The 20,813-nt window shown below is 51.8% G+C and carries 20 protein-coding genes; 15 read left to right on the top strand and 5 right to left on the bottom strand.

All coding sequences use genetic code 11. The features are described from left to right. Positions 1–4 precede the first annotated feature (4 nt). Positions 5–679: a chitosanase gene (locus tag ACYVC2_RS29840; RefSeq protein ID WP_461108900.1), complete on the bottom strand. Its 675-nt coding sequence runs from the start codon at positions 677–679 to the stop codon at positions 5–7. 157 nt (positions 680–836) lie between these two features. Then, the gene (gene bla / locus ACYVC2_RS29835) at positions 837–1,919 is read right to left on the bottom strand and encodes a class A beta-lactamase (protein ID WP_461108898.1); all 1,083 of its coding nucleotides are present in this window, start codon (positions 1,917–1,919) and stop codon (positions 837–839) included. A 223-nt stretch (positions 1,920–2,142) separates the two neighbouring features. On the opposite strand from bla, the gene pseB reads away from it, so the two are divergent. The 6 genes from pseB to ACYVC2_RS29805 all read left to right on the top strand — a co-directional run bounded on the left by pseB (position 2,143) and on the right by ACYVC2_RS29805 (position 8,304). Further along, the gene (gene pseB / locus ACYVC2_RS29830) at positions 2,143–3,159 is read left to right on the top strand and encodes a UDP-N-acetylglucosamine 4,6-dehydratase (inverting) (protein WP_461108896.1); all 1,017 of its coding nucleotides are present in this window, start codon (positions 2,143–2,145) and stop codon (positions 3,157–3,159) included. Positions 3,160–3,261: 102 nt separating this feature from the next. Beyond that, positions 3,262–4,458, top strand: a complete 1,197-nt coding sequence (gene pseC, locus ACYVC2_RS29825) for a UDP-4-amino-4,6-dideoxy-N-acetyl-beta-L-altrosamine transaminase (protein WP_461108894.1) — start codon at positions 3,262–3,264, stop codon at positions 4,456–4,458. Positions 4,459–4,470: 12 nt separating this feature from the next. Continuing rightward, entirely contained in the window at positions 4,471–6,063 is a 1,593-nt protein-coding gene (locus ACYVC2_RS29820) for a hypothetical protein (RefSeq protein ID WP_461108892.1), read from the top strand. A 93-nt stretch (positions 6,064–6,156) separates the two neighbouring features. After that, positions 6,157–6,822 carry a TylF/MycF/NovP-related O-methyltransferase gene (locus ACYVC2_RS29815; RefSeq protein WP_461108890.1) on the top strand — a complete coding sequence of 222 codons (666 nt, stop codon included), beginning with the start codon at positions 6,157–6,159 and terminating at the stop codon, positions 6,820–6,822. A 12-nt stretch (positions 6,823–6,834) separates the two neighbouring features. Continuing rightward, a complete protein-coding gene (locus tag ACYVC2_RS29810) occupies positions 6,835–7,485 on the top strand; it encodes a pseudaminic acid biosynthesis-associated methylase (RefSeq protein WP_461108888.1) in 651 nt (216 codons plus the stop codon). A gap of 132 nt (positions 7,486–7,617) precedes the next feature. Then, entirely contained in the window at positions 7,618–8,304 is a 687-nt protein-coding gene (locus ACYVC2_RS29805; protein WP_461108886.1) for a CAP domain-containing protein, read from the top strand. Between the two features lie 56 nt (positions 8,305–8,360). Here ACYVC2_RS29805 and ACYVC2_RS29800 read toward each other — a convergent pair whose 3' ends face one another. Next, positions 8,361–8,996, bottom strand: coding sequence for a response regulator transcription factor (locus ACYVC2_RS29800; RefSeq protein ID WP_461108884.1), 636 nt, complete (start codon positions 8,994–8,996; stop codon positions 8,361–8,363). A 737-nt stretch (positions 8,997–9,733) separates the two neighbouring features. Here ACYVC2_RS29800 and ACYVC2_RS29795 point away from each other — a divergent pair. After that, positions 9,734–10,285, top strand: coding sequence for an RNA polymerase sigma factor (locus ACYVC2_RS29795; RefSeq protein ID WP_461108882.1), 552 nt, complete (start codon positions 9,734–9,736; stop codon positions 10,283–10,285). Between the two features lie 208 nt (positions 10,286–10,493). Here ACYVC2_RS29795 and ACYVC2_RS29790 read toward each other — a convergent pair whose 3' ends face one another. Further along, positions 10,494–10,757, bottom strand: coding sequence for a hypothetical protein (locus tag ACYVC2_RS29790; RefSeq protein WP_461108880.1), 264 nt, complete (start codon positions 10,755–10,757; stop codon positions 10,494–10,496). A gap of 388 nt (positions 10,758–11,145) precedes the next feature. Between ACYVC2_RS29790 and ACYVC2_RS29785 the strand changes: the two genes are divergently transcribed. From ACYVC2_RS29785 to ACYVC2_RS29755, 7 genes are all read left to right on the top strand, one after another. After that, the gene (locus ACYVC2_RS29785) at positions 11,146–11,658 is read left to right on the top strand and encodes a pyridoxamine 5'-phosphate oxidase family protein (RefSeq protein WP_461108878.1); all 513 of its coding nucleotides are present in this window, start codon (positions 11,146–11,148) and stop codon (positions 11,656–11,658) included. Between the two features lie 258 nt (positions 11,659–11,916). Continuing rightward, positions 11,917–13,635, top strand: a complete 1,719-nt coding sequence (locus tag ACYVC2_RS29780) for a PQQ-dependent sugar dehydrogenase (RefSeq protein WP_461108876.1) — start codon at positions 11,917–11,919, stop codon at positions 13,633–13,635. 204 nt (positions 13,636–13,839) lie between these two features. After that, positions 13,840–14,703, top strand: a complete 864-nt coding sequence (locus ACYVC2_RS29775) for an SDR family oxidoreductase (protein ID WP_461108874.1) — start codon at positions 13,840–13,842, stop codon at positions 14,701–14,703. Positions 14,704–14,757: 54 nt separating this feature from the next. Next, a complete protein-coding gene (locus tag ACYVC2_RS29770; RefSeq protein WP_461108872.1) occupies positions 14,758–15,672 on the top strand; it encodes a helix-turn-helix domain-containing protein in 915 nt (304 codons plus the stop codon). Between the two features lie 305 nt (positions 15,673–15,977). After that, positions 15,978–16,592 (top strand): NADPH-dependent F420 reductase, encoded by a 615-nt coding sequence (locus tag ACYVC2_RS29765; RefSeq protein WP_461108870.1) that lies wholly within the window; start codon positions 15,978–15,980, stop codon positions 16,590–16,592. Between the two features lie 199 nt (positions 16,593–16,791). Beyond that, on the top strand, positions 16,792–17,841 hold the full coding sequence (locus ACYVC2_RS29760; protein ID WP_461108868.1) for a helix-turn-helix domain-containing protein: 1,050 nt from the start codon (positions 16,792–16,794) through the stop codon (positions 17,839–17,841). A gap of 103 nt (positions 17,842–17,944) precedes the next feature. After that, a complete protein-coding gene (locus ACYVC2_RS29755) occupies positions 17,945–18,559 on the top strand; it encodes an NADPH-dependent FMN reductase (protein WP_461108866.1) in 615 nt (204 codons plus the stop codon). A 92-nt stretch (positions 18,560–18,651) separates the two neighbouring features. Here the strand turns inward: ACYVC2_RS29755 and ACYVC2_RS29750 are convergent, their stop codons facing one another. After that, the gene (locus ACYVC2_RS29750) at positions 18,652–19,545 is read right to left on the bottom strand and encodes an alpha/beta fold hydrolase (protein WP_461108864.1); all 894 of its coding nucleotides are present in this window, start codon (positions 19,543–19,545) and stop codon (positions 18,652–18,654) included. A 299-nt stretch (positions 19,546–19,844) separates the two neighbouring features. Between ACYVC2_RS29750 and ACYVC2_RS29745 the strand changes: the two genes are divergently transcribed. Continuing rightward, positions 19,845–20,813 carry an NADP-dependent oxidoreductase gene (locus tag ACYVC2_RS29745; RefSeq protein ID WP_461108862.1) on the top strand — a complete coding sequence of 323 codons (969 nt, stop codon included), beginning with the start codon at positions 19,845–19,847 and terminating at the stop codon, positions 20,811–20,813.

The raw sequence follows: 20,813 nt of genomic DNA, 5'->3' as shown, positions 1-20,813 counted from the left end.
TAGGCTAGGGAACGATCACACCATTAGCGTTGACGGGCTGAGTCAGTTGCCAGTTGGCCGTTTTGATCTGATCCAGAAAGCATTGCGTCCGGTAGACCGTTTTCTGAAGAACGACTTTTTTGTTCGTGGCCAGCCACTGGTGGCGCGTCTTTACATACGCTTTGATCCACGCTTTTTCGTCGCCACCTCCCGAGGGCGGCAGTTCGGGGAAACGTTCGCGCAAAAAAGCAGGTACGCCCCCCGAATGAATAAAACTGTCGTAAATAACCAGCAGACTGAGGGGCAGCGTGAAGGCTAAGTTGGTAAAAAAAGCCAGCGCAGGCATGTAATACAGCACATCGAAAAATTCGTCCTGCGCCGTACGCATGATGGGGTCCTGCCGGGCCGCTTTGCGCAGCAGGTTCTTGAAAACATCGTCGTCGGCCAGCGGAACCTTGCCGATCTTCGTACGGTAAGGCTTGAATTCATTGGCAAAAAGGCCGTTTCGCGTGATGTACATCTCGACGAGCGTTTTCAGGTTCCCCTGCTCGGTCGTCTGACTGCGGCCATAAGTAATCTGCCGGGTATCGTTCAGGCCATCTTTGAGAACAACCAGAGCATCGTATTTCCCCTCGATCGTGCTGGTTTCAAACACGTTGACGATCTGTTCGACTTTAATCTTGACGGAAAGTGTAATCATGGTGTGCGGTGGTTAAGGGTAGATGCCGGCAACTGACCAGATCGAAAGCACTGGGTCCTACCGTTCGGCAAATGTTATAGCCAGCCGATCAGAAAACCGCGCTCTTTTGAGTGAATGGTCGAAATGCGGCACCGCCCCTTTTCTCTCGCACCATGGTTTACCGGCCGGGTGGCTGGTATAGAAAATAATCGTAAACCGTCCGCGCAATGTGGGCAATCGTGGCTTCGCGATCTTCCAGCGGTTGGGGCGACGGTCCGACAAAAACCGCAATCGCTACATGGCCGGCATTGTCGGGCAAGGTGATGATTCCGACATCATCGGTTGCATTGCCGTCCAGCGAACCGGTTTTGTGCGCAATGGGGGTTTCGGGCGGTAGGTACCCTTTCAGCCGTTGCTGACCACCCCGGCAGCGCTGCATAACGGCCAGCAACGTGTCGCGGCTCGCGGGCTTGAGGGCCGTTCCCCGGTGAATCTGCGCCAGCAGGTCGACCATCGCCTGGGGGGTGGATGTGTCGCGAAAATCGTCTTTAAATTTATCCTGGGCCGCTTTGCGGGCTTCCGGGGTAATGCCTTTTTCCAGATTGGCGTAAAAGCCAGCCGTCCACTGACTGGCCGGAGGAAGCGTAATACCGTCCAGATCGGCCAGTAGCTGAATAATGGTCCGATCGACCGACATCCCCTGAATCCCCAGCGCTTTCAACCGGTTCTGTACCGCTTCGGTACCGCCCGCCAGCCGAATCAGAATATCCGTAGCTGAGTTATCGCTGATGACCATCATCAGTTCGAGCAGGTTCTGCACCGACAGCTGAACCCCCGGTTTGGCGAACAGCACCTCCAGTGTGCCGCTGCCCGGATGCAGGTCGGTGGGTTTCAGTTCGGTCATGGTCATGAGCGACAATTCCCCTTTCTCGATCTTCGTAAACAGCTGGGTAGCGATGGCTACTTTCACGGTGCTGGCCATGGCGAACCGATCCTGTGGGTTCAGGCTTAGCTGTTTGCCGCTTTCCAGGTGAAGCGCACAGACGCCGACCTTTCCTCTGGCCAGTTTCGCGATGCGTTGCAGTTCCTGCTGTACGCGCTGGGTAGCCAGATCTGCAGTCGGTTTAGCGGCCATCTGCGACTGGGGTAGGGCAGGCAGGCTAATAAAAACAGCGAGCACACTAAACAGCGCAGCCACAAATGTACGTTTCAGGGAAGGGTAGGCTACTTGGAAAGAGGTTCGTTGATAGAGTAGTTTCATAAGGTTAGCAAGAATGAATGAAAATCTGCGCTATATACACAAACAGGGCTACTGGTGCAAAAGACCGCTTCGGATAAGCCGCTTTTTTTTGCTACCCTCAGATAGGCTACCTTTGTGATGGAAAAGCCCAATCGATGGGCATATTCGCTTTTATTTTAAGGCCAGTTGCCAGTTTGTTTCGGGTTTTCGAAGCAATTGGCTGATTGACAGAACTTACAGGAACGTGTTAGATCTTACCAATAAATCCATTCTGATTACAGGAGGAACCGGCTCTTTCGGCAAGAAATTCGTAGAGATGGTGTACAAGCGGTACCCCAATCTGAAGCGCCTGGTCGTTTACTCCCGCGATGAACTCAAGCAGTTCGAGATGGCACAGCATTATCCGCAGGCTGTCTATAAATCCATCCGGTTTTTCATTGGTGACGTGCGGGATGCTGAGCGGCTCAAACGCGCCTGCGAAGGGGTCGATATCATCATTCACGCGGCCGCGCTGAAGCAGGTGCCTGCGGCCGAATATAACCCGATGGAGTGCATTAAAACCAACGTTTTCGGGGCCGAAAACGTAATCAATGCCGCTCTCGACAATGGTGTAAAGCGGGTGGTGGCGCTTTCGACCGATAAAGCGGCCGCGCCCATCAATCTGTACGGAGCGACCAAACTTTGCTCCGATAAATTGTTCGTAGCTGCCAACAACATGCGCGGTAGCCGGGATCTGCGGTTTTCGGTGGTGCGGTACGGAAACGTGATCGGTTCGCGAGGATCGGTCGTACCGTTCTTCCTGGACAAACGCAAAGACGGGGTGTTGCCCATTACTCACCCCGACATGACGCGCTTCAATATCTCGCTGGAAGAAGGGGTCGAGATGGTGCTTTATGCGCTCGAACACGCCTGGGGCGGAGAAATTTTCGTGCCCAAGATTCCATCGTACCGTATTACGGACGTGGCCGAAGCCATTGCTCCCGACGCCGAACAGCAGATTGTAGGCGTTCGGCCAGGCGAGAAACTGCATGAGGAGATGATCACCGAAACCGACTCGCTGAACACCATCGAAACGGACAGGTACTACGTCATTACCCCGTCGACACCTACCTGGAGTATCGACGACTACCTGCAGTCATTCGACGGCCGGCGGGTGGAGATGGGATTCAAATACAATTCCGGCACGAACACCGACTGGCTCACCGTTGACCAGCTGCGGGAACAAATCCGGACCCACGTCGATCCGGCCTTTACGGTATAGAACGAGTTGTAGCCACCTTCAGCGGCTGAAGGTGGCTACAAAGCGAATTAAAAGTTAGCCGCCTTCAGCGGCTGAAGGGGCCAGAAACCCATTCTATAGGCTATGCATCAACCCATTCCCTACGGTCGTCAGCATATTACAGACGAGGACATTGCGGCAGTAAATGCGGTGCTCCGGTCTCCTTATCTGACGCAGGGCCCTAAGATCGGTGAACTCGAACAGGCGTTTGCCGACTACATCGGATCGACCTATGCCGTGGCGGTTGCCAATGGCACAGCGGCTTTGCACCTGTGCTGTCTGGCGCTGGGCGTTGGACAAGACACACGGGTCATCACAACCCCGATTACATTTTCGGCTTCGGCCAACTGCGTTCGTTATTGCGGAGGAGAGGTCTACTTCGCAGATGTCGAGCCTGATACGGTCCTGCTCGACCCTAAGGCAGTGCGCGCGCTGCTCGAACGCTATCCGAAGGGGTATTTTTCGGGGATTATTCCGGTCGACTTTGCGGGCTATCCAGTCGATATGGTGGCGTTTCGGCAACTGGCCGACGAATTCGGTCTGTGGATTATCGAAGATGCCTGTCATGCGCCGGGTGCTTCCTTTGTCGACAAAACCGGAGCCAAACACCGTTGTGGGGATAGCTCCCTGGCCGAACTGGCTATTTTCAGCTTTCATCCGGTCAAACACATTGCGGCTGGCGAAGGTGGTATGATTACAACCAACGATGAGTTGTTGTACAAGCATCTGCTCCGGCTCAGGACGCACGGCATCACCAACAAGCCCGCCGAGTTTACGGCACCTTATGAAGGCGAACCGGAGCGGGGCGGCTGGTACATGGAAATGCAGGAGCTAGGGTACAACTACCGGTTGACCGATATGCAGGCGGCCCTGGCGCTGAGTCAGTTAACCCGCGCCGATACGATGCTCGACCGCCGTCGTGAACTGGCTGCCCGCTATGATCAGGCATTTGCCGGGGCTGCCGATCGCGGGGTTCCGGTGCAGGTCATCGTTCCGCCGGCGGGTGTGGGGCATGCCTATCATCTGTACGTGATTCAGACGCCGGATCGGAAAGGGCTGTACGATTTTCTGCGGACGAAGAACATTCTGGCGCAGGTACATTATATCCCGGTGCATCTGATGCCGTATTACCGGCAATTTGGCTGGAAGCCCGGCGATTTTCCTGCTGCCGAACGCTACTATGCCCAGTGCCTGAGCCTGCCGCTGTATCCAACCCTGACGAACGAGGAGCAGGATTATGTAATCGATAACGTCGTCACGTTTCTGAAAGCCGGTCAATAGAACCTTATCACGATGCGCTCTTATCAAAGTCATCTTCAGGCCACGCAGAGTGCGGGCGAGGCTTTAGTAGCCAATCGAAAGCCGGTGCTGCGGTCATCGGCTATTTTTCCGGTGATGCATACCGATACGTACTCCAGTAAAATCATTTTCATGGGGTACTGGCTGCTGAAACGGAACATCCGCGAAGTGGGCTTACTATATACCCTACGGAATGCGGCCGGTACGCTGCTCTCCCGGAAATACGTTCTGATCGATTCGGCCAAAGCCTGGTCGGTACAGATGAGCGAATACACTGAACTACTGGACGAGCGAGCCGAATCGGAGAATTTTACGGGCTCGCTGGAACTGGAAGTTTTCTCGACTCAGGACCTGGTGTTTCCTTATCCGGCTTTTGTGCTGGTGTATTACAACGAAACATCCAGTAGCGTGGTCCATACGGTAGGGCGCGTGTACAACGATATCGAAGACCTGCAGCAGAACAACGAATACCAGGTCAGCGAATCTGGATTCGATATTTACGGTCGCGAAGGACTGGCTCCGTTTTTGAGCTTCACCAACGGACCGCTGCTTACCGAAGCTCCTCAGGTAACCTACGAAGTGGTCGATGCGCAGCACCGCGTAACCAACGGAACGTTTTCTCTGCCCGCTCTGAAGCCCTACGAAACGGTTTTTCTGTATCTGAAAGACCATATCGATCTGGAAACCCTGCTTGGTAATGAGCCCGGCATGATTCGGTTCGGTCATAATTTTACGGGATTCTTTCCCCGGTTTCTGGTTGGTAACCTCGACCTGCCCGCCCACAGTGTCAGCATCACGCACTCGTACTACGACAGTTCGGTAGTGGCCGACAGCCGCGCTTACTGGCCACGTCAGGATAATCGGTTTCTGGACTCTTCGACGTCCATTCCGCTTTACCTGACCGATGACTTTTTTACCCGGCTGGTCGTTTATCCGATTTTCTCGCCCTCGGACTTTACCCTGTCGTTCCGGTTCTTCGATGCCGACGGCACGTTTCTGGGCGAAACAACCGACGCCTGGCTGTTTCGTTCGGCCGATCATCAGTACGTTCAGATCGATCTGGGCGATCTGGCACAGCAGGCGGGGGTTTCGACCGAAAGAGCCAAAACGGCGCAGTTGATTGCGCACTGGGCCGACGCGTTGCGCATTCCGACCCGGCTGAAATTTGGGCTCAACGTAGGCCGGCACGGACGCTCGTCCGATCTGCCCAGTAACGTTTGTTTTGCTCCCCAGGTGGGTAATCCGAAGATACTGGACAAACCCGGTACGTTCAAATGGGCGCCGTTTGTCAATGTCGGTCAGTCGGAGGTTGTTCTCACCAATTCGGCTCCCCTGCGCACCTACGATCGGCCGGCCAACGTAGCTCTGTCGTTTTACCGGGAAGCCGACGAAACCGTTCTGGAACGCACCTGTGTCGTACCGCCCAACGGCTTGTTTACCATCCGGTTAGCCGACGATGAAGAACTCAGGCAGTTTTTCGGAGTGGCCAGTGGCTGGCTGATCGCCCGGGCCGACAATCCGTTTCTGAACGGCTATTATTTTGACTTCCACCCAAACGGCGCGGTGGCAGCCGATCATTTATTCTAAGCTATGGCGGCCTTCAGGTCGTATAAAAATAACATAGCCTGCGGTCCTGCGGACTAAAGTCTGCGGTACTTTTACGGCTCGAAGACTCTTCTCATGATTCAACTGCCTGATTTTACCCGCTCGTTCGAGTACGAAAATAACTACTACTGGGCGTCGGATGTCAACCGAATGGCCAAAGTGATGGCCCATTATGAATTGTATAAACTGACGCTCGATGTGCCGGGAGCCATTGTCGAATGTGGCGTTTTCAAAGGGGCGTCGCTGATTCGGTTCGCTACGTTCCGGCAATTGCTGAGTAACCCAACCGCTAAAAAAGTCATTGGTTTCGATGCCTTCGGTCGGTTTCCGGAAACCGAATTTACTGGTGATAAAGTCTGGCGGGTAAAATTCATCAGCGACTCCGGCGAAGAAGGCATCGACGTCGACCAGCTCATGACGGTACTGAACCACAAGGGAATCGGTCAGAACGTCGAGCTGGTTCAGGGCGACGTGTGTGAAACCATTCCCGCTTATCTGGAAAAACACCCCGAGCTGCGCATTAGCCTGCTGAATATCGATGTGGACGTCTACGAGCCAACCCGCGCTGCACTGGAGTACCTTTACGAGAGAGTCGTGCCGGGCGGGGTGATCATGCTGGACGATTACGCCAATGTTTTTCCGGGGGCCAATGCCGCTGTCGAAGAATTCCTGACCGGTAAAAATGTACTCGTCAAACGGTTGCCTTTTGCCGTGACGCCCTGTTATCTTGTAAAACCCTGATCAACTTCTCTGATGAAAGCAACTACACAGGAAAATTTCTGGTCTGGCGAATTTGGTCAGGAATACACCGACCGCAATACCCGCGACCGCGCCGAATGGGACGAGTTCTACCGGCAGAACTGGGGGCTGACCAAACGGGAAATGAACGATCGCTTCAGCACCGGCTGGACGCCCGACACGCGTATTCTTGAAGTGGGCTGCAATACGGGTATGCAGTTGCGTGGCCTCCAGGACGCCGGATTTATGGAACTATACGGGGTCGAACTGCAACCCTACGCCGTCGAGAAAGCCAAGCAGACTACCCAACGGATCAACATCGTGCAGGGATCAGCCTTCGATCTGCCGTTTCGCGATGGCTTTTTCGACGTGGTCTGTACCAATGGAGTCCTGATTCACATTGCCCCGGATGACCTCCCCAAAATTATGGACGAGATGGTCCGTTGCAGCCGCCGGTACATCTGGGGGTTCGAATACTACAATCCTGAGCTGAAAGCCATTCCGTACCGGGGCAATCAGGGTTTTCTCTGGAAAGCCGATTATGCGGCCTTGTTTCAGCAACGACACCCGTCGCTGCGGCTGGTCAAACAGGAGCTTTATCCGTACGTCAATGCGGTCGAAAGCGGTAACGTCGATTGTATGTACCTGCTGGAAAAAACCGCTTAAGTACGCAGTTCCGTCAGACCGTTACCCGGCCAGGATCGCTCATGCTGTATGCGCTGATTGGGAGTAAAGTACGCAGAAAAGCAGCTTTGGGATAGCAGAGACTTTCGCGCTTCTACGCTAAACTGGCTGGGTATGAACGGGTGGATGTGGTGGCAACTTATCCAATGGGTAATTCAGTGGAGCAGCCCACCGGCGGGATACCTGTTGAGCGACGAAGCCTTTTTTGCCCAACCGGCCAGCCAGCAGGTCCTGGTGCTGGAGAAACCGGATACGCTCCTGCTCGATATAGCTTTGTTTCAGGCCACCAACGAAGCCCGTCGTCGGGCGGGTTTGCCCATTCTGCAGTACGACCCAGCGCTCTACGAGGCCGCCCGCAGCCATGCGGAGTCGATGATCCAGCATAATTACTATGGCCACGATGATCTGTACCGGCTGGCTGAAATTACATTGCGAAAACGAATCGAGAAGCAAACCAGCCGGTTTGTCAGAATGGCCGAAAATATTGGTCAATACCAGACGATAGATACACCTGACTGGTATAGCATACGACTCAATGCCCGGACCGGACTTTATGAGTATTTGAACCCTGAGACCAAACAGGTCTGTCGGCCGTATACGTATGCGGGGTATGCGCGCTATGCCGTCGTTCAATGGCTAAACTCGCCCCATCATCGACTCAACCTCCTCAATCCGCTGCTTACTCACGTTGGTTGTGCCGCACGCTTAACCACGGATCCCTACAAGGAACGCCGGGCACCTTTTGGACGGTTGGTGCAAAATTTTGGTGCGCCACGCGCGCCCGCTCAGGCAAGCCCATAAGCAGACACTAACTCCCTGCGGCTGGATCGCTTACAGCCGCAGGGGAGTCGGCTAGTTTAAATATGTTTGTAGAAAGCCACTTTCTGGATCAATTCGGCGGTGCTGGTAACATCGAATTTTTCGAATACCTGCTTTTTGTACGTACTCACGGTACTTTGTTCCAACTGGAGCGTATTCGCTATCAGTTTCGTTCCTTTTCCTTCAAGTAGCAGGTTCAGTACGGTTCGCTCCCGTTGGGATAAGCTCTGGAATGGATTGCCTGATAGGTTGGGTTCCGCTTGGCCCAGGCTATGGAGCATCTGCTGCTGAACGACCCGACTTACGTATTTGCCATGCTCGGATAAGGCCGTAATAGCTTCTGTTAGTTCGCTGAACGGGGCATTCTTCGACAGGTAGCCATCGGCACCGGCCTTTATATAGGGCAACGCGTAAAGCTGTTCATCCATGCCAGAGTAGATCAGAATGAGTACCTCAGGTCTTAATCGCCTGATCTTTTCAATCATCTTACTATTCTCAGAACCCGGCATATCCACATCGAGCACGATTAGGTCGATGGCATGCTGCTGGAGTATATCCAGCACTTCCGGAAAAGACTGAGATAAAAGGACTTCGGCCTCCGGCAGGATGTCGGACAAATGCAATTCGAGCCCAAGTCGAACAATTGTGTGATCGTCGGCGATGAGAATGGTCATAGGAGGAAGGAGTTAAATCCTTCAAAAATACAACAAATACGTGTTGGGTAAATATAGAATATCTACTAGGTGCCAAATAGAAATAGTTCGATGTTTATATAGCGATCAATACTATATAAATACACTAAAATGTATCTTATATCTTATAATGAAAATTCTATATAACTGATTATTAAAAAGATCTTTAAATGAACTATTGAATATCTAATTTTGAGAAATTTAAGTAACAAAAAAAATTGCTCAGTTAAGCTGTCTGGGTGTAGTAATGAGTAAGGCTAAAAAGCCACTGATGTAGGAGTTGATTTTAACTTGTTGTCTTACTTATGTCCAATAAATGTGGGTTTTATAAAGCAAAGTGCGGATACGGGATGCTACCTTATTTTCTGCTGCTATCACTGCCCTGCCAGCAGCGGTATGTCGACGGTGAGTACGAGTAGCATAGGCGCACCTGGAAGTGATTTCCGATAATAAGTACGTGAGCGGCAAAATCGACTGCTGGCAATAGTCGGCCCCTATTTACTCATTGGCTGTAGGGCTTGACCGGGTAAGTTGACACCAGTCAGCCACCCGGCCAATGAAGTGACGTTTGTGTTTTTTCTGATTATAGGTGAGCCGGTGGGCCCGCCAGGACAGGCTCAGCGGAACAGTGGCCAAACCGTCATTAGTAGCCAATGAGTGGCTTATTTATGAAGCCAGTGCTGACCAGCCCCTTGTTATGACCTTAGCCATTTGTTTTCATGCCGCCTACTCTTACCGATGAGCAATTGATCTGTTGTTATTTACCGCAGCAGCCTACCCTCTGTTTCGATGTACTGTATCGGCGTTACGCAGAAAAAGTACATCGGCAATGCCTGACCATTACCCAGGATACGAATAAGGCACAAGATTTTACGCATGATATTTTCATCAAGGTCTTCGACAAACTGGCTCATTTCGAGCAGCGATCCCGCTTTTCGACCTGGCTCTATTCGATTACCTATCATTACTGTATTGACCAGATGCGTCGCGACCGCCGGTTGACGACGACCCTACTCGACGAACGGGTAGGAGGGCATTGGGACGATAGCGGAGAATGGATGCTTCGCGAGGAAACTATGCAACTGCTCGGTCAGGCTTTGGAGAGCCTCTCGGTTAGGGAACAGACCTTACTTAAGCTAAAGTATGAGCAGGGCGTCAGTATCCGGGAGTTGGCGGGCATGTATGACCTTAACATCGGTGTGATCAAGATGCGACTTCGGCGAAGTCGCACCAAAATCGAGCAGTATTGCGCCCGGCAGCAGGAGCCGTAAAGCCAGAAATTGAGTGGATTGATACGACAGCCTGACAGTCGCTCACAAAAGACCTGACTTGGAATAAACCGGGCTTTTGCGCGTCTCTGACAAACGGAAGAACGTTTGTCAACCATAACATGAACACAGCCCAGGGCAGCGGCAGCTACTGGCTACTGCCGATTAACAGCGGTTAGAAATAATGGTAGTCTGGCCTGACCAGGAAAGGCTACTCCTCGACGGCATACAGCACCTCTTGCCACTGTTTTTGGAGGCAGGACAGCGGCTCGTTAATGGATTTCCCATCGAAGGCAACCAGTGGAAGCGCACGGATGCCCAACGATCTGTCGATGAGCGAGGCACTGAGCAAGGTCCAGTTGGCACTGACTAATCCGTTCAGAGCCTCAAAGCAGGCTTCGGTATCGGGACCAAAAAATCGACACTCGCGAAACTCGCCCTGTGGGGTTAGACAGGTAAAAAACACTTGTTCCATATCAGCCAGATTGTCAGAAGTTTATACCGACAAAATAAGCACACTTTAGGCGGATTTTTCCCGAATTTTACTGAACGGCGTATTGAGTAACATTACTCAGTTTTCGTCAGCTTGCCAGGCCGCAATTTTCGCTATCCGAAAAGCAGTGATAAGTCGGTTAATCCCGATAAATTACCTGGATGAATACGAACGACGAGAGTGCTATGAACACGGAGATAGATAAGTACGCTTAAAAAAAATGCTCAGCTGGATGAGCGGAGGATTCGAGTTTAAACACCTCGAATTGGCTCGGTGCCCGTATATCACTTTTCGCTTAATTCTCCCAAATTAGCAAAACCTTCCGCTTCCACAAGCGCTTCCGGCTAAGACAACAACCCCTCAGAAGTCTATGCAAGCGCAACGCACCCTCAATTCGCTGGAGCTAGAAACGCTCCGTGACAAGATCAAGGACATCCGGATCGCCATGATGACGACCCAGGAAGCCGACGGCGATTTTCACACCCGGCCCATGGCCGCCCACGAGATGGACTCCGATGGAACCATGTGGTTTTTCACCTACGACAACTCGAATAAAATTCATGAATTGGACCAGAATCCTCGGGTAGGATTAGGTTTCGCCGATCCTGGTTCGGAACTCTACGTATCTACCTCGGGCTACGCCGAAATTGTCAAAGACCGGGCAAAGATCAATGAGCTGTGGAGCGATTTCCTGAAAACCTGGTTTCCACAAGGTAAAGAAGATCCCCATATTGCGCTGCTGAAAGTGACGACCCATGCCGGTGAGTACTGGGACCGGCCGGGCGGCAAAATGGTAAAGCTATTTGAGATGGCGAAAGGTGCCCTGACCGGCGATCCGGATAAGTCAGGCCGCAACGAGAAGTTCGGCGACGAGCCGCAGTAAGACGAGTGATTTCCTCAGCGGGCCTGCTAAAAAAGTTAGGCCCGCTGAGTTTTTTTACGCTAAAAAAAAAGGCGGTTAGCCTGCAGTGGTTCGGCTGCTGCGTCGAGTCGCTCATGGTTTTAAAAAACGGCCGATTGCATTTTCGGATAACACAGGTAGAGCAATGGACCTTTGGCCACCCGCTAAATCGAGTGAATGTCGTTCCGGGATTGGTAGTTGCGGGGATAATGACGCTTTTATTGGCCTGACCTTTTCTATATGGCCACTTCACTACGTTATCTCTACAGCGTTTCTTTGCTGGCATGGGTAGGCTTCAATACGCTCAATAGCCTTACCTGGCCAGTTGCAGAACGAACTCAGCCCACACGAGCCGACTCTCTGGGGAAAGTACTTTTTCAAACGCACTGTGTATCCTGCCATTCGTTGGAACAGGATGGAATCGGACCCCGACTGGGGGGGATTACCCGCCTGCTTTCCTCCAACGAACTAATGGCTTTTGTGAAGAAGCCTACTAAAGCGATTGAATCGGGCAATGAGCGGGCAGTGAATCTTTCTAAACGCTACAAGATGATTATGCCGTCTTTCGATTTTCTGAAGGACGATGAGCTCAAAGCCATTGTGGCTTATATAACCCAGGACACTGAAACACATAATCGTCAACCGCTGGTGGTCAGTAACGATCCGGAGAGACGAACCGTGCGATTGACAAAGCCGGTGGCCAAATCGACCCTCACCATCGAACTGGACGATGTCGTGACCATTCCGCCCTCCAGCGATAAGATGCCCCTTACCCGGATCGCCACCCTGCGTGCTGACCCCTCAGGCGACGGTTCGCAGTACGTGAGTGACCAGCGTGGCCTGATTTACCGCATCGAAGGCAGTGAGGTCCGTCTTTTTCTGGACGTTCGTCCCCTGATCGAGTCGTTCATCGACAAGCCGGGACTGGGAACGGGCTTGGGTAGTTTTGCTTTTCACCCCGACTATTTAACCAATGGACTCCTCTACAGTACACACACTGAAGCCGTTAAAACCAAACGCGCGGATTACGCCTACAGCGACTCGGTAGAGGTGGCGTTGCAGTGGGTGGTTTCGGAATGGAAAACGGAAGACGTACGCGGGCGGGTATTCAGCGGTAAACGAAGGGAGTTGCTGCGAGTGAATATGCCGTCTCCAGCGCATGGTATGCAGGACATCGGCTTTAATCCGGCAGCGGTCAAAGGCGACCCGGATTATGGGAAGCTCTACATCGGTATTGGCGATGGAGGATCGACGATCGAAAAGCACCCCGAACTCTGCCACCGGCGAACTTCCCTGCTGGGCACGCTGATCCGGATCGATCCGCAGGGGCATAACAGCAGAAATGGACAGTATGGTATCCCCGCCGACAATCCGTTTGTGGCTGCCAGCGATTCGGCGGTGTACCGGGAAATTTATGCTTATGGGTTCCGTAATCCACACCGGCTGGCCTGGTATCAGGGCCGGTTGTTCTGCACCGATGTAGGGGAGTCTAATTTCGAAGAAGTGAATGTCATCCGGAAAGGGGGCGATTACGGGTGGAATGTACGGGAAGGTAACTATGGCCTCTCCTGGACGGATTTGAAGCACGTGTATCCTGTAGCCGATGCTAAATCTGATCCGTACATCAAGCCGTTTCTGCAATACGACCATATCGACGGTAACGCCATCAGCGGAGGGTATGTCTATGAGGGACCCATCAAGGCTCTGGCTCACAAGTACGTGTTTGGGGATATTGCCAGGGGCCGGGTATTCTTCGCTACGATCGATAAGGACCTGACCGATTCGTCTGTGCATGAACTAAGGATACTACAGGCTGGGAAAGTCACTAGCCTGGCCGACATGACCGGGTCAAAGCGCGTTGATCTTCGCATCGGTTACAATCAGTTTACCAAACAGTTGTACATCCTGACCAAAAGCGACGGTAAGATCAGGCGGATCAAAAGGGCGGAAGGCCGTTGAGTAAACGTGGACGGGTAAGAACCTGGAGCGTCTGGGTAGAAAACTGCCTGGCAACGGACGGAGACGGCCTGCTCAATCGGGTGTTTTCTGAATAAGCACCATCGGTATGCCTGGCAATTGATTTGGCTACAACAATCATAAATTTAGCTTCATCGGTGTTTGGCCAATAGCGGACCTTTGTCTTATTCAAACCAGCCCAACATTATGATCTTAGTAACTGGAGCTACAGGCCAGCTAGGCACCGCCGTTATCCATCAGCTTTTGCAAAAAATACCAGTCAGTCAGATAGCCGCATTCGTGCGGGACGAAGCCAAAGCCACCAACCTCATTCGACAGGGTGTACCCATACACGTGGGGACCTACGATGATCCTGACGCTCTCGATCGGGCCATGCAGGGTATTGAGACAGTCCTGTTGATTGCGGGTACAGACGAAGAAAAGCGCGTAAACCAACACCAGAACGTTGTAGATGCAACTAAAAAAGCGGGTAGTCGGCGAATTGCTTATACGAGTCGTGCGCTAAAAAATCCGGAAACATTGGTCAACCAGTTGATGAAGAGCCATTTTCAGACCGAGGACTACATCAAAGCCAGTGGAATACCCTATATGTTGTTTCAAAATAGCCTGTATATGGATGCCATTCCGCAGTTTGTGGGCGGTAGCGCCGTTTTCGAGCGGGGTATCTACGTACCGGCCGGGCAGGGCAGCGTTGCGCTGGCGCTGCGTAGTGAACTCGGCGAAGCCATAGCGAATGCCCTGGTTGATCAATACGAAGGCAATAGAACGTATCGTTTGACGGGTAGCGAGTCTTATTCCTTTTATGACGTGGCCGCTGCCCTGACCAACTTATCTGGCAAGTCAGTAGCTTACACGCCGGCGGAACCAGCCATGTTTGAAGCACAACTGCTCGAACGGGGTTTGTCGCAGACTGTGGCCCGACGCATCACCGGCTTTATTACCGATATTGCCAATGGACAGGAAGACGCGATAAGCCCAGATCTGGAAACATTGCTTGGCCGCAAGCCAACGGCGCTTAAAGAAGGTTTAGCCTCATTATACACGTTCTAACAGCTTACGTTTGGGTTCATACGAAATAAATCCAGCTCCTAAATTCGTCGAATAATGCCAGCCGAGTCGCTTCACCGGATCGACACTATATCCGCCTATCATCAGTTGGGTGGGCTGCCTAAACCAGTTCACCCACTCATTAGTGTAGTCCGTTTCGAAGACATCAGACCGCAACGGGCTGAAATGCCCAAAAGCATAGTTAATAATTTCTATTCGATTGCGCTGAAACGAAATTTCAACGGCCGTATGAAGTACGGACAACAGCCCTACGATTTCGACGAAGGGGTAATGGTTTTTTTAGCCCCGGGTCAGGTGCTTGCCATAACGACGGATGAAGTACAGGCGCATACGGGCTGGTTGTTGATGATTCATCCTGATTTTTTGTGGCATACCCCCTTGGCCAAACGAATTCGACAATTCGACTATTTCGACTATTCCATTCGCGAAGCCCTGTTTTTGTCTGAAACGGAAGAATCACTGATCGTCGGCATCATTCAGCAGATTCAGCGGGAGTATCAGGCGCCCATCGACAGATTCAGTCAGGCTATTATTATCGCTCAACTGGAGGTATTGCTCAATTACGCGGACCGGTTTTACCAGCGGCAGTTCATTACCCGCCGGATTGTCAACCACGAACTTCTCGACCGGTTCGAGGCCGTGCTGGAGGCTTATCTGGTAAACCACGAGTTGCCTAAAACCGGTTTGCCAACGGTAGGATATATGGCCCAGCAACTCCACCTATCGCCTACGTACCTAAGCAGCTTATTGAAAACGCTAACCGGCCAAACCCCTCAGCAGCATATCCATGAGAAGCTGATTGGAAAGGCCAAAGAAATGCTCTCCACCAGTACGCTGTCGGTTAGCGAAATTGCTTATGAATTGGGGTTCGGGCATCCACAATCTTTTAGTAAGCTGTTTAAAAGCAAGACCAATTCTTCTCCGCTGGAATTTCGTCATTCATTCGATTGAGACCAACTCCGCGAACCGCCTGCTTTTATCGTCATTTGACTGGGCCTGGCACCTGGCCTCCTGAAAGATGGCACAGCGGTGTTCCGGGCGGCCGGGCAGGTGAAACAGGCCTGATTGTGCTCGTGCCTGCAGCAGGCAAAAAGGACTAATTGCGATGATACACCTTCTGTTTTTATAGTTGAAGACAAGACAAGAATAAGTTAGGTTGATTTTACTTAGCATAAAGTTTTCTGCTACCCGTCGAACAAAGTCTGGGTGATGGGTTATTCGAAGTAGCTTTGTGAAACCAAAAACTCTTTTTACCCATGACGATCGGAATATTAGGTGCTGGAAACATCGGTAAGGCACTCGCTGGCCACCTTTCAGAGGCTGGCCATCAGGTGCTGCTCAGTAACAGCAAAGGACCAGATTCACTCAGCGAACTAGCGACCCAGCTAGGCGCCAATGTTCGGCCTGTATGGGCCGCGGAAGCCAGTAAGGCGGAACTCGTTATCTTATCCGTTCCCTGGCCAAAAGTAAAGGAAGTGGTCGGTGAAGTACCGGATTGGACAGGCAAAATTGTCATCGATACAACCAACCACATCCTGTCCATGAGCCCTTTTACACTGGAAGATCTTCAGGGAAAAACATCCGGTGAAGTCGTTGCGGGCTTACTGCCAGGGGCTCATGTTGTCAAAGCGTTCAATACCCTGGGATCGGCTGTTCTGGCCTCGAATCCAGTTAGCTCAGCCGGCAATCGGGTGATTGTACTAAGCGGAGATGACAAGGCTGCCAAAAAAACGGTGGCTGAGCTTATTTCATCGATGGGCTTTTCTTCGATTGATCTGGGAACATTACACGAAGGAGGAAAACTACAGGATATGGGCGGCAGTTTATCGATCGTCGACCTGATCAGAGTGAGTGATGGCGCAAAAAAGTAACGGATGTCGGTTCAATCCTGTTGAGGAATAATTAGCCCGGAAAGCCCGGTGTAACGGCGAATCATGCCACCGTTACGCCGGGCTACTATAGCAGCCGCATCCGGTATTGATTGGAACAGTCGGACCATAGCCTTTGCCAGCCTGAACCGGTTGTCCGGCTCATCGATCAGGTTCTATAACCGGCTTTTTGCTTCGTTCGATGCGTGTTGGTGTATATACGTTGCTCCTTAGCTTCATTACCGGCAAGCGCTCCGTAACGCCTTATGATTTTGCCTTAGTACCTGTGTTTATGCCAACGATGTCGATCCCAGTTGCAAACGGCCTGCGTATGCTTTTTGACAAGGCGTTGGCCGAAGGCGGACAACTGGTAGATGGCTGCCTAAACCTGCCCCCTAGTGTGGGTACCGGCTTTATTAAACTGGTGTCCATAGAACCTGGTCTACTGCTGACCATCCACCGCTATTATCTGGAAGAGGAAACCCTCGTAAAGCGCCTGGCCGAAGAGAACCAGTCGGAACGATTGCTGATTTCGTTTCAATCCTTCGACCCAGCCCTGTCCGCAGCGGGTCACTTGTCGACGGCACAACTCGCTTCCACAACCGTTGCCTTCAATACCGTGCTACCGGCTCACACACTCATTTTCTTCGTCGGTCTTGTGGTAGAGAAAACCGTATTGGCTACTTGGCTGGGCAACCCTCAGGCCAGGTCAATTGGCTTATTCGCTGATCAGCAACCGCGGCTGGTTGAGGCCCTGCTAACTCCCGAAATTCAGACGGCTCTGCAGCAGATAACAACGCCACGCCCTGATCACGAACTGAATTCGCTATTTTACCGCATTAAAGTTCAGGAGTTGCTCTACGGGTTGTTTTGCGAACTGGGCCAGCGTTCTATTGGCAACACCCGGGCCTTGCATCCGACTGATGTAGCGCCCATTTTTCAGGTTAGAACGGTTCTGCTCACCACGCTGGACAACCCACCCAGCCTAGCTCAACTAGCGCGGACGGCGGGTATGGGACAAACCAAACTTAAGCAGTTGTTCCACCAGGTATTCGGTACCAGCCCCTATGCTTACTATCAAGTGGCTCGCTTACAGGAAGCCAGGCGCCTGCTGGCCCAATGGTCGGTATCGGACGTAGGCCATCAGCTAGGTTTTACTAACCTGGGCCATTTTGCTCAGCTCTTCAAACGACAATATGGCCTCACACCCAAGCGCTATCAAGCGGCCCTATCGCCAAAGGTCACGCATTGATTTCGCCAGATACGAACAATAGTGCGACTGAATGGGCTATTTTGTTCGATAATAGCGCGGGACCTTTGTGATAAGAAATACAACCTTAACGGCCTTATCACGTATGGAAACCGATCATCACCCAAGTACCGACCCTACCCAACTCCGCATTGGCATTATCCTGGGCAGCACTCGTCCTGGCCGTCGGGGCGATCAGCTGGCTTCCTGGATACTCGACACCGCCCAGCACCACGGCGGGGCCAGGTATGAACTCATTGACCTGGCCGACTATCATCTGGGTAACCTTGATGAGCCCGGCAATCCGACTCTGCAGCAGTATCAGCACGAGCACACCCGTATTTGGGGGAAGCTGATCGATAGCTTCGACGGCTACGTCTTTATCACCCCCGAGTACAACCATTCGATACCGGGCGCGCTGAAAAATGCCCTGGACTATGTTTACAAGGAGTGGAATGATAAAGCCGCCGGTATTGTCTGCTATGGGGGATGGGCCGCCGGTTGCCGAGCCGCTGAGGCCCTACGGATTATCTTGCCGGAACTTCAACTAGCCACTGTGCGGGCGCAGGTTTGCGTGTCGACCCATGCTACGTTTGAAACCGGGGTATTTGTTCCCACGGCCCCCCTGACGACCGCTGTAACTCTTATGTTTACCCAACTGCTGGCCTGGGCAAAAGGCATGCGTAGCGTACGCGAGCAGAAGGCGAGTTTGGTAGCCTAGAGCGAGCCCAGGTGAGATAACCTCGGTGGGCGGTAGCTAAGGTTTGAGAATACAAGGAAAACCGATTACCACCCCGATCCGTATAGCCTTGGTCAATGCGTATCTGTATGGGCGCTAATAAATTCGTTACTGATCGAAAAAAACAAATTCGGATCTCTTAGCCAAGGGTCATGCCCCGCATCATGAACCGTTTGAATGCGCACGTTGGGAAACAACGTCAGATACTCGCTAGCCCCATCAAATTGGACGCTTTTGGTGCCATTGAACAATAAAATGGGCACCTTTATCTGCTTTAGGCGTTCGGCCTTAGGCGCTGCTATCAGGCTATGAACGGGTTCATATTGAGGCAATCCCGAAGTCATTTCAATTGGCTTGGAAATGCTAACCGTGTCTTGCTGAATGGCACTGCCTGGCGTTTGTCGAAAAACCAGACCTGTTTCGCCGATTGATCCTTGTAGGACTTTAACGACCCGCTTGGTAAGCAAGGAGTCTCGTCGATAAACCTGCTCTTGGCCTGGCCAGGCGATTGTTCCAGTCAAAATCAGGCCCTTTACATCCTGGGGATAGGTATAGGCATAAAGAATGGCTAAGAAGCTGCCCCAGGAGGAGCCCGCTAAAAATACTTGCTGATTTTTGGCCAGGGTAGTAAGCAGTCGTTTCAGATCAGCCACATGCTCCTGCCAGGTATAGCCAGAAGCTGGATCACTTTTGCCACAGCCTCGTTGATCGTAGTAGATGAGTCGGGCGGTCTTCGTTAAGTTATCAAATTCCGGGCGCAGGTATTGATGCGTGGCCCCTGGCCCCCCATGCAGGACAATGACGGTGGTTGGGTTTTGGCCTATTTGCCAGTAAGCCAGTTTGGGCGAACCGGTTATAAATCCATCCTGCCCATAACTTAGGTATATGCCATTGGACAGGAAAAAGAAGAGCAACCAGGTTCTCATAGCAGTTGAGTAAAGACCTCTTTTTAAGGGTGATGCATGCATTTAAGAAAATCCATACTCCTTTCCTTATCTCCGCTGCCTTTTTTCGTTCATGCACTGCTGTTCGACCACCGATGAATAGAGTGACGAACTAGTATGGGCGTTCTAATGAATTCTTTCTTTGATGTTTCATCTGTCATGAGCAATCCTGGTCTTTGAGACAATGGACGTTCAGGTATCGGTACTAAAATACTGGCCAATTTTCGAACGGATCCAAAGTTGCCATTTCGGTTAAAACAATAGGCATTTCGGTTAAAGATAACCCTCCATCGTTGCAGACTTTTGTCTAAAAATGAGCAACGATGAAAGCAATCCGAATTGAGGAGTTTGGCGAACCGGACGTGATGAAAATTGTCCAGGTAGAACGCCCGGTACCCGCAGCCGACGAGATTTTAGTAAAAGTGTACGCGGCCAGTGTAAATCCAGCCGATTACATCGTACGCCGGGGCGGAAATGAAGGCTTAAAACCGCTGTTGAAATTGCCGCTGGGTTTAGGCCTGGACGCGGCAGGAATGGTCGAAGCGGTAGGCTGTGGTGTAACGGAATTTAAAACAGGTGACCGGGTGTATGGAGTCCCCAATTATTTAGATGGCAGCTACACGGAATATTTGGCCGCGAAAGCCAACCAGTTCGCCCTGATGCCGCATACCATCAACTTTAACCAAGCCGCTTCGATACCCGCCTGCGCCCGTATGGCCTATAATGGCATGGTTGAGAAAGCAAAAGCACAGCCAGGCCAGCGGGTATTGATTCATGGTGCGGCAGGGGGTATCGGTAGCCTGGCCCTGCAGTTCGCCAAAGCCTACGGTGCCTATGTCATTGGTACAGGATCGGCCCATAATGCTGATTTTTTAAAGGAATTGGGTGCTGACGAAGTGATTGACTATAACACTCAGAAATTTGAGGATATTGTGAGCGATATCGATGTGATCTTTAATGCTAGCCACACCACTACAGTTGATGAAGCGTTGCGACTGAGATCGGTTCCTGTATTAAAAGAAGGCGGTATCTTTGTCTGTACGCATGGGGTCTGGCCCAACGAAGAGTTTAAGCAATTACTGGCCAGAAAAAAGGCGACTGTTTTCATGGCTGGGGTCGATATTAATCATCAGCGAATTCTGACTGAAGTAACCAGGCTGATTGACGCGGGCAAGGTGAAAGCGATTGTCAATAAAGTGTATCCTTGGGAGGAGGCTCCCCAGGCCCATCGCGACGTCGAAACCAAACATGTCCGGGGGAAAATTGTACTCCAGATCCGAAAGGAAGATTAA

It is taken from the genome of Spirosoma koreense (genome assembly GCF_054777875.1).
This window is presented reverse-complemented; position numbering and strand designations above follow the sequence as displayed.

What these genes read in the sequence shown, in the direction of transcription:
- ACYVC2_RS29790 (WP_461108880.1), bottom strand. Translation starts at nt 10,757, where the DNA reads ATGGAACAAGTGTTTTTTACCTGTCTAACCCCACAGGGCGAGTTTCGC.
- ACYVC2_RS29745 (WP_461108862.1), top strand. Translation starts at nt 19,845, where the DNA reads ATGAAAGCAATCCGAATTGAGGAGTTTGGCGAACCGGACGTGATGAAA.
- ACYVC2_RS29760 (WP_461108868.1), top strand. Translation starts at nt 16,792, where the DNA reads ATGCGTGTTGGTGTATATACGTTGCTCCTTAGCTTCATTACCGGCAAG.
- ACYVC2_RS29810 (WP_461108888.1), top strand. Translation starts at nt 6,835, where the DNA reads ATGAAAGCAACTACACAGGAAAATTTCTGGTCTGGCGAATTTGGTCAG.
- ACYVC2_RS29770 (WP_461108872.1), top strand. Translation starts at nt 14,758, where the DNA reads ATGCCAGCCGAGTCGCTTCACCGGATCGACACTATATCCGCCTATCAT.
- ACYVC2_RS29780 (WP_461108876.1), top strand. Translation starts at nt 11,917, where the DNA reads ATGGCCACTTCACTACGTTATCTCTACAGCGTTTCTTTGCTGGCATGG.
- ACYVC2_RS29820 (WP_461108892.1), top strand. Translation starts at nt 4,471, where the DNA reads ATGCGCTCTTATCAAAGTCATCTTCAGGCCACGCAGAGTGCGGGCGAG.
- pseC (WP_461108894.1), top strand. Translation starts at nt 3,262, where the DNA reads ATGCATCAACCCATTCCCTACGGTCGTCAGCATATTACAGACGAGGAC.
- ACYVC2_RS29785 (WP_461108878.1), top strand. Translation starts at nt 11,146, where the DNA reads ATGCAAGCGCAACGCACCCTCAATTCGCTGGAGCTAGAAACGCTCCGT.
- ACYVC2_RS29840 (WP_461108900.1), bottom strand. Translation starts at nt 679, where the DNA reads ATGATTACACTTTCCGTCAAGATTAAAGTCGAACAGATCGTCAACGTG.
- ACYVC2_RS29750 (WP_461108864.1), bottom strand. Translation starts at nt 19,545, where the DNA reads ATGCATGCATCACCCTTAAAAAGAGGTCTTTACTCAACTGCTATGAGA.
- ACYVC2_RS29755 (WP_461108866.1), top strand. Translation starts at nt 17,945, where the DNA reads ATGGAAACCGATCATCACCCAAGTACCGACCCTACCCAACTCCGCATT.
- ACYVC2_RS29775 (WP_461108874.1), top strand. Translation starts at nt 13,840, where the DNA reads ATGATCTTAGTAACTGGAGCTACAGGCCAGCTAGGCACCGCCGTTATC.
- ACYVC2_RS29765 (WP_461108870.1), top strand. Translation starts at nt 15,978, where the DNA reads ATGACGATCGGAATATTAGGTGCTGGAAACATCGGTAAGGCACTCGCT.
- ACYVC2_RS29795 (WP_461108882.1), top strand. Translation starts at nt 9,734, where the DNA reads ATGCCGCCTACTCTTACCGATGAGCAATTGATCTGTTGTTATTTACCG.
- ACYVC2_RS29805 (WP_461108886.1), top strand. Translation starts at nt 7,618, where the DNA reads ATGAACGGGTGGATGTGGTGGCAACTTATCCAATGGGTAATTCAGTGG.
- ACYVC2_RS29815 (WP_461108890.1), top strand. Translation starts at nt 6,157, where the DNA reads ATGATTCAACTGCCTGATTTTACCCGCTCGTTCGAGTACGAAAATAAC.
- ACYVC2_RS29800 (WP_461108884.1), bottom strand. Translation starts at nt 8,996, where the DNA reads ATGACCATTCTCATCGCCGACGATCACACAATTGTTCGACTTGGGCTC.
- bla (WP_461108898.1), bottom strand. Translation starts at nt 1,919, where the DNA reads ATGAAACTACTCTATCAACGAACCTCTTTCCAAGTAGCCTACCCTTCC.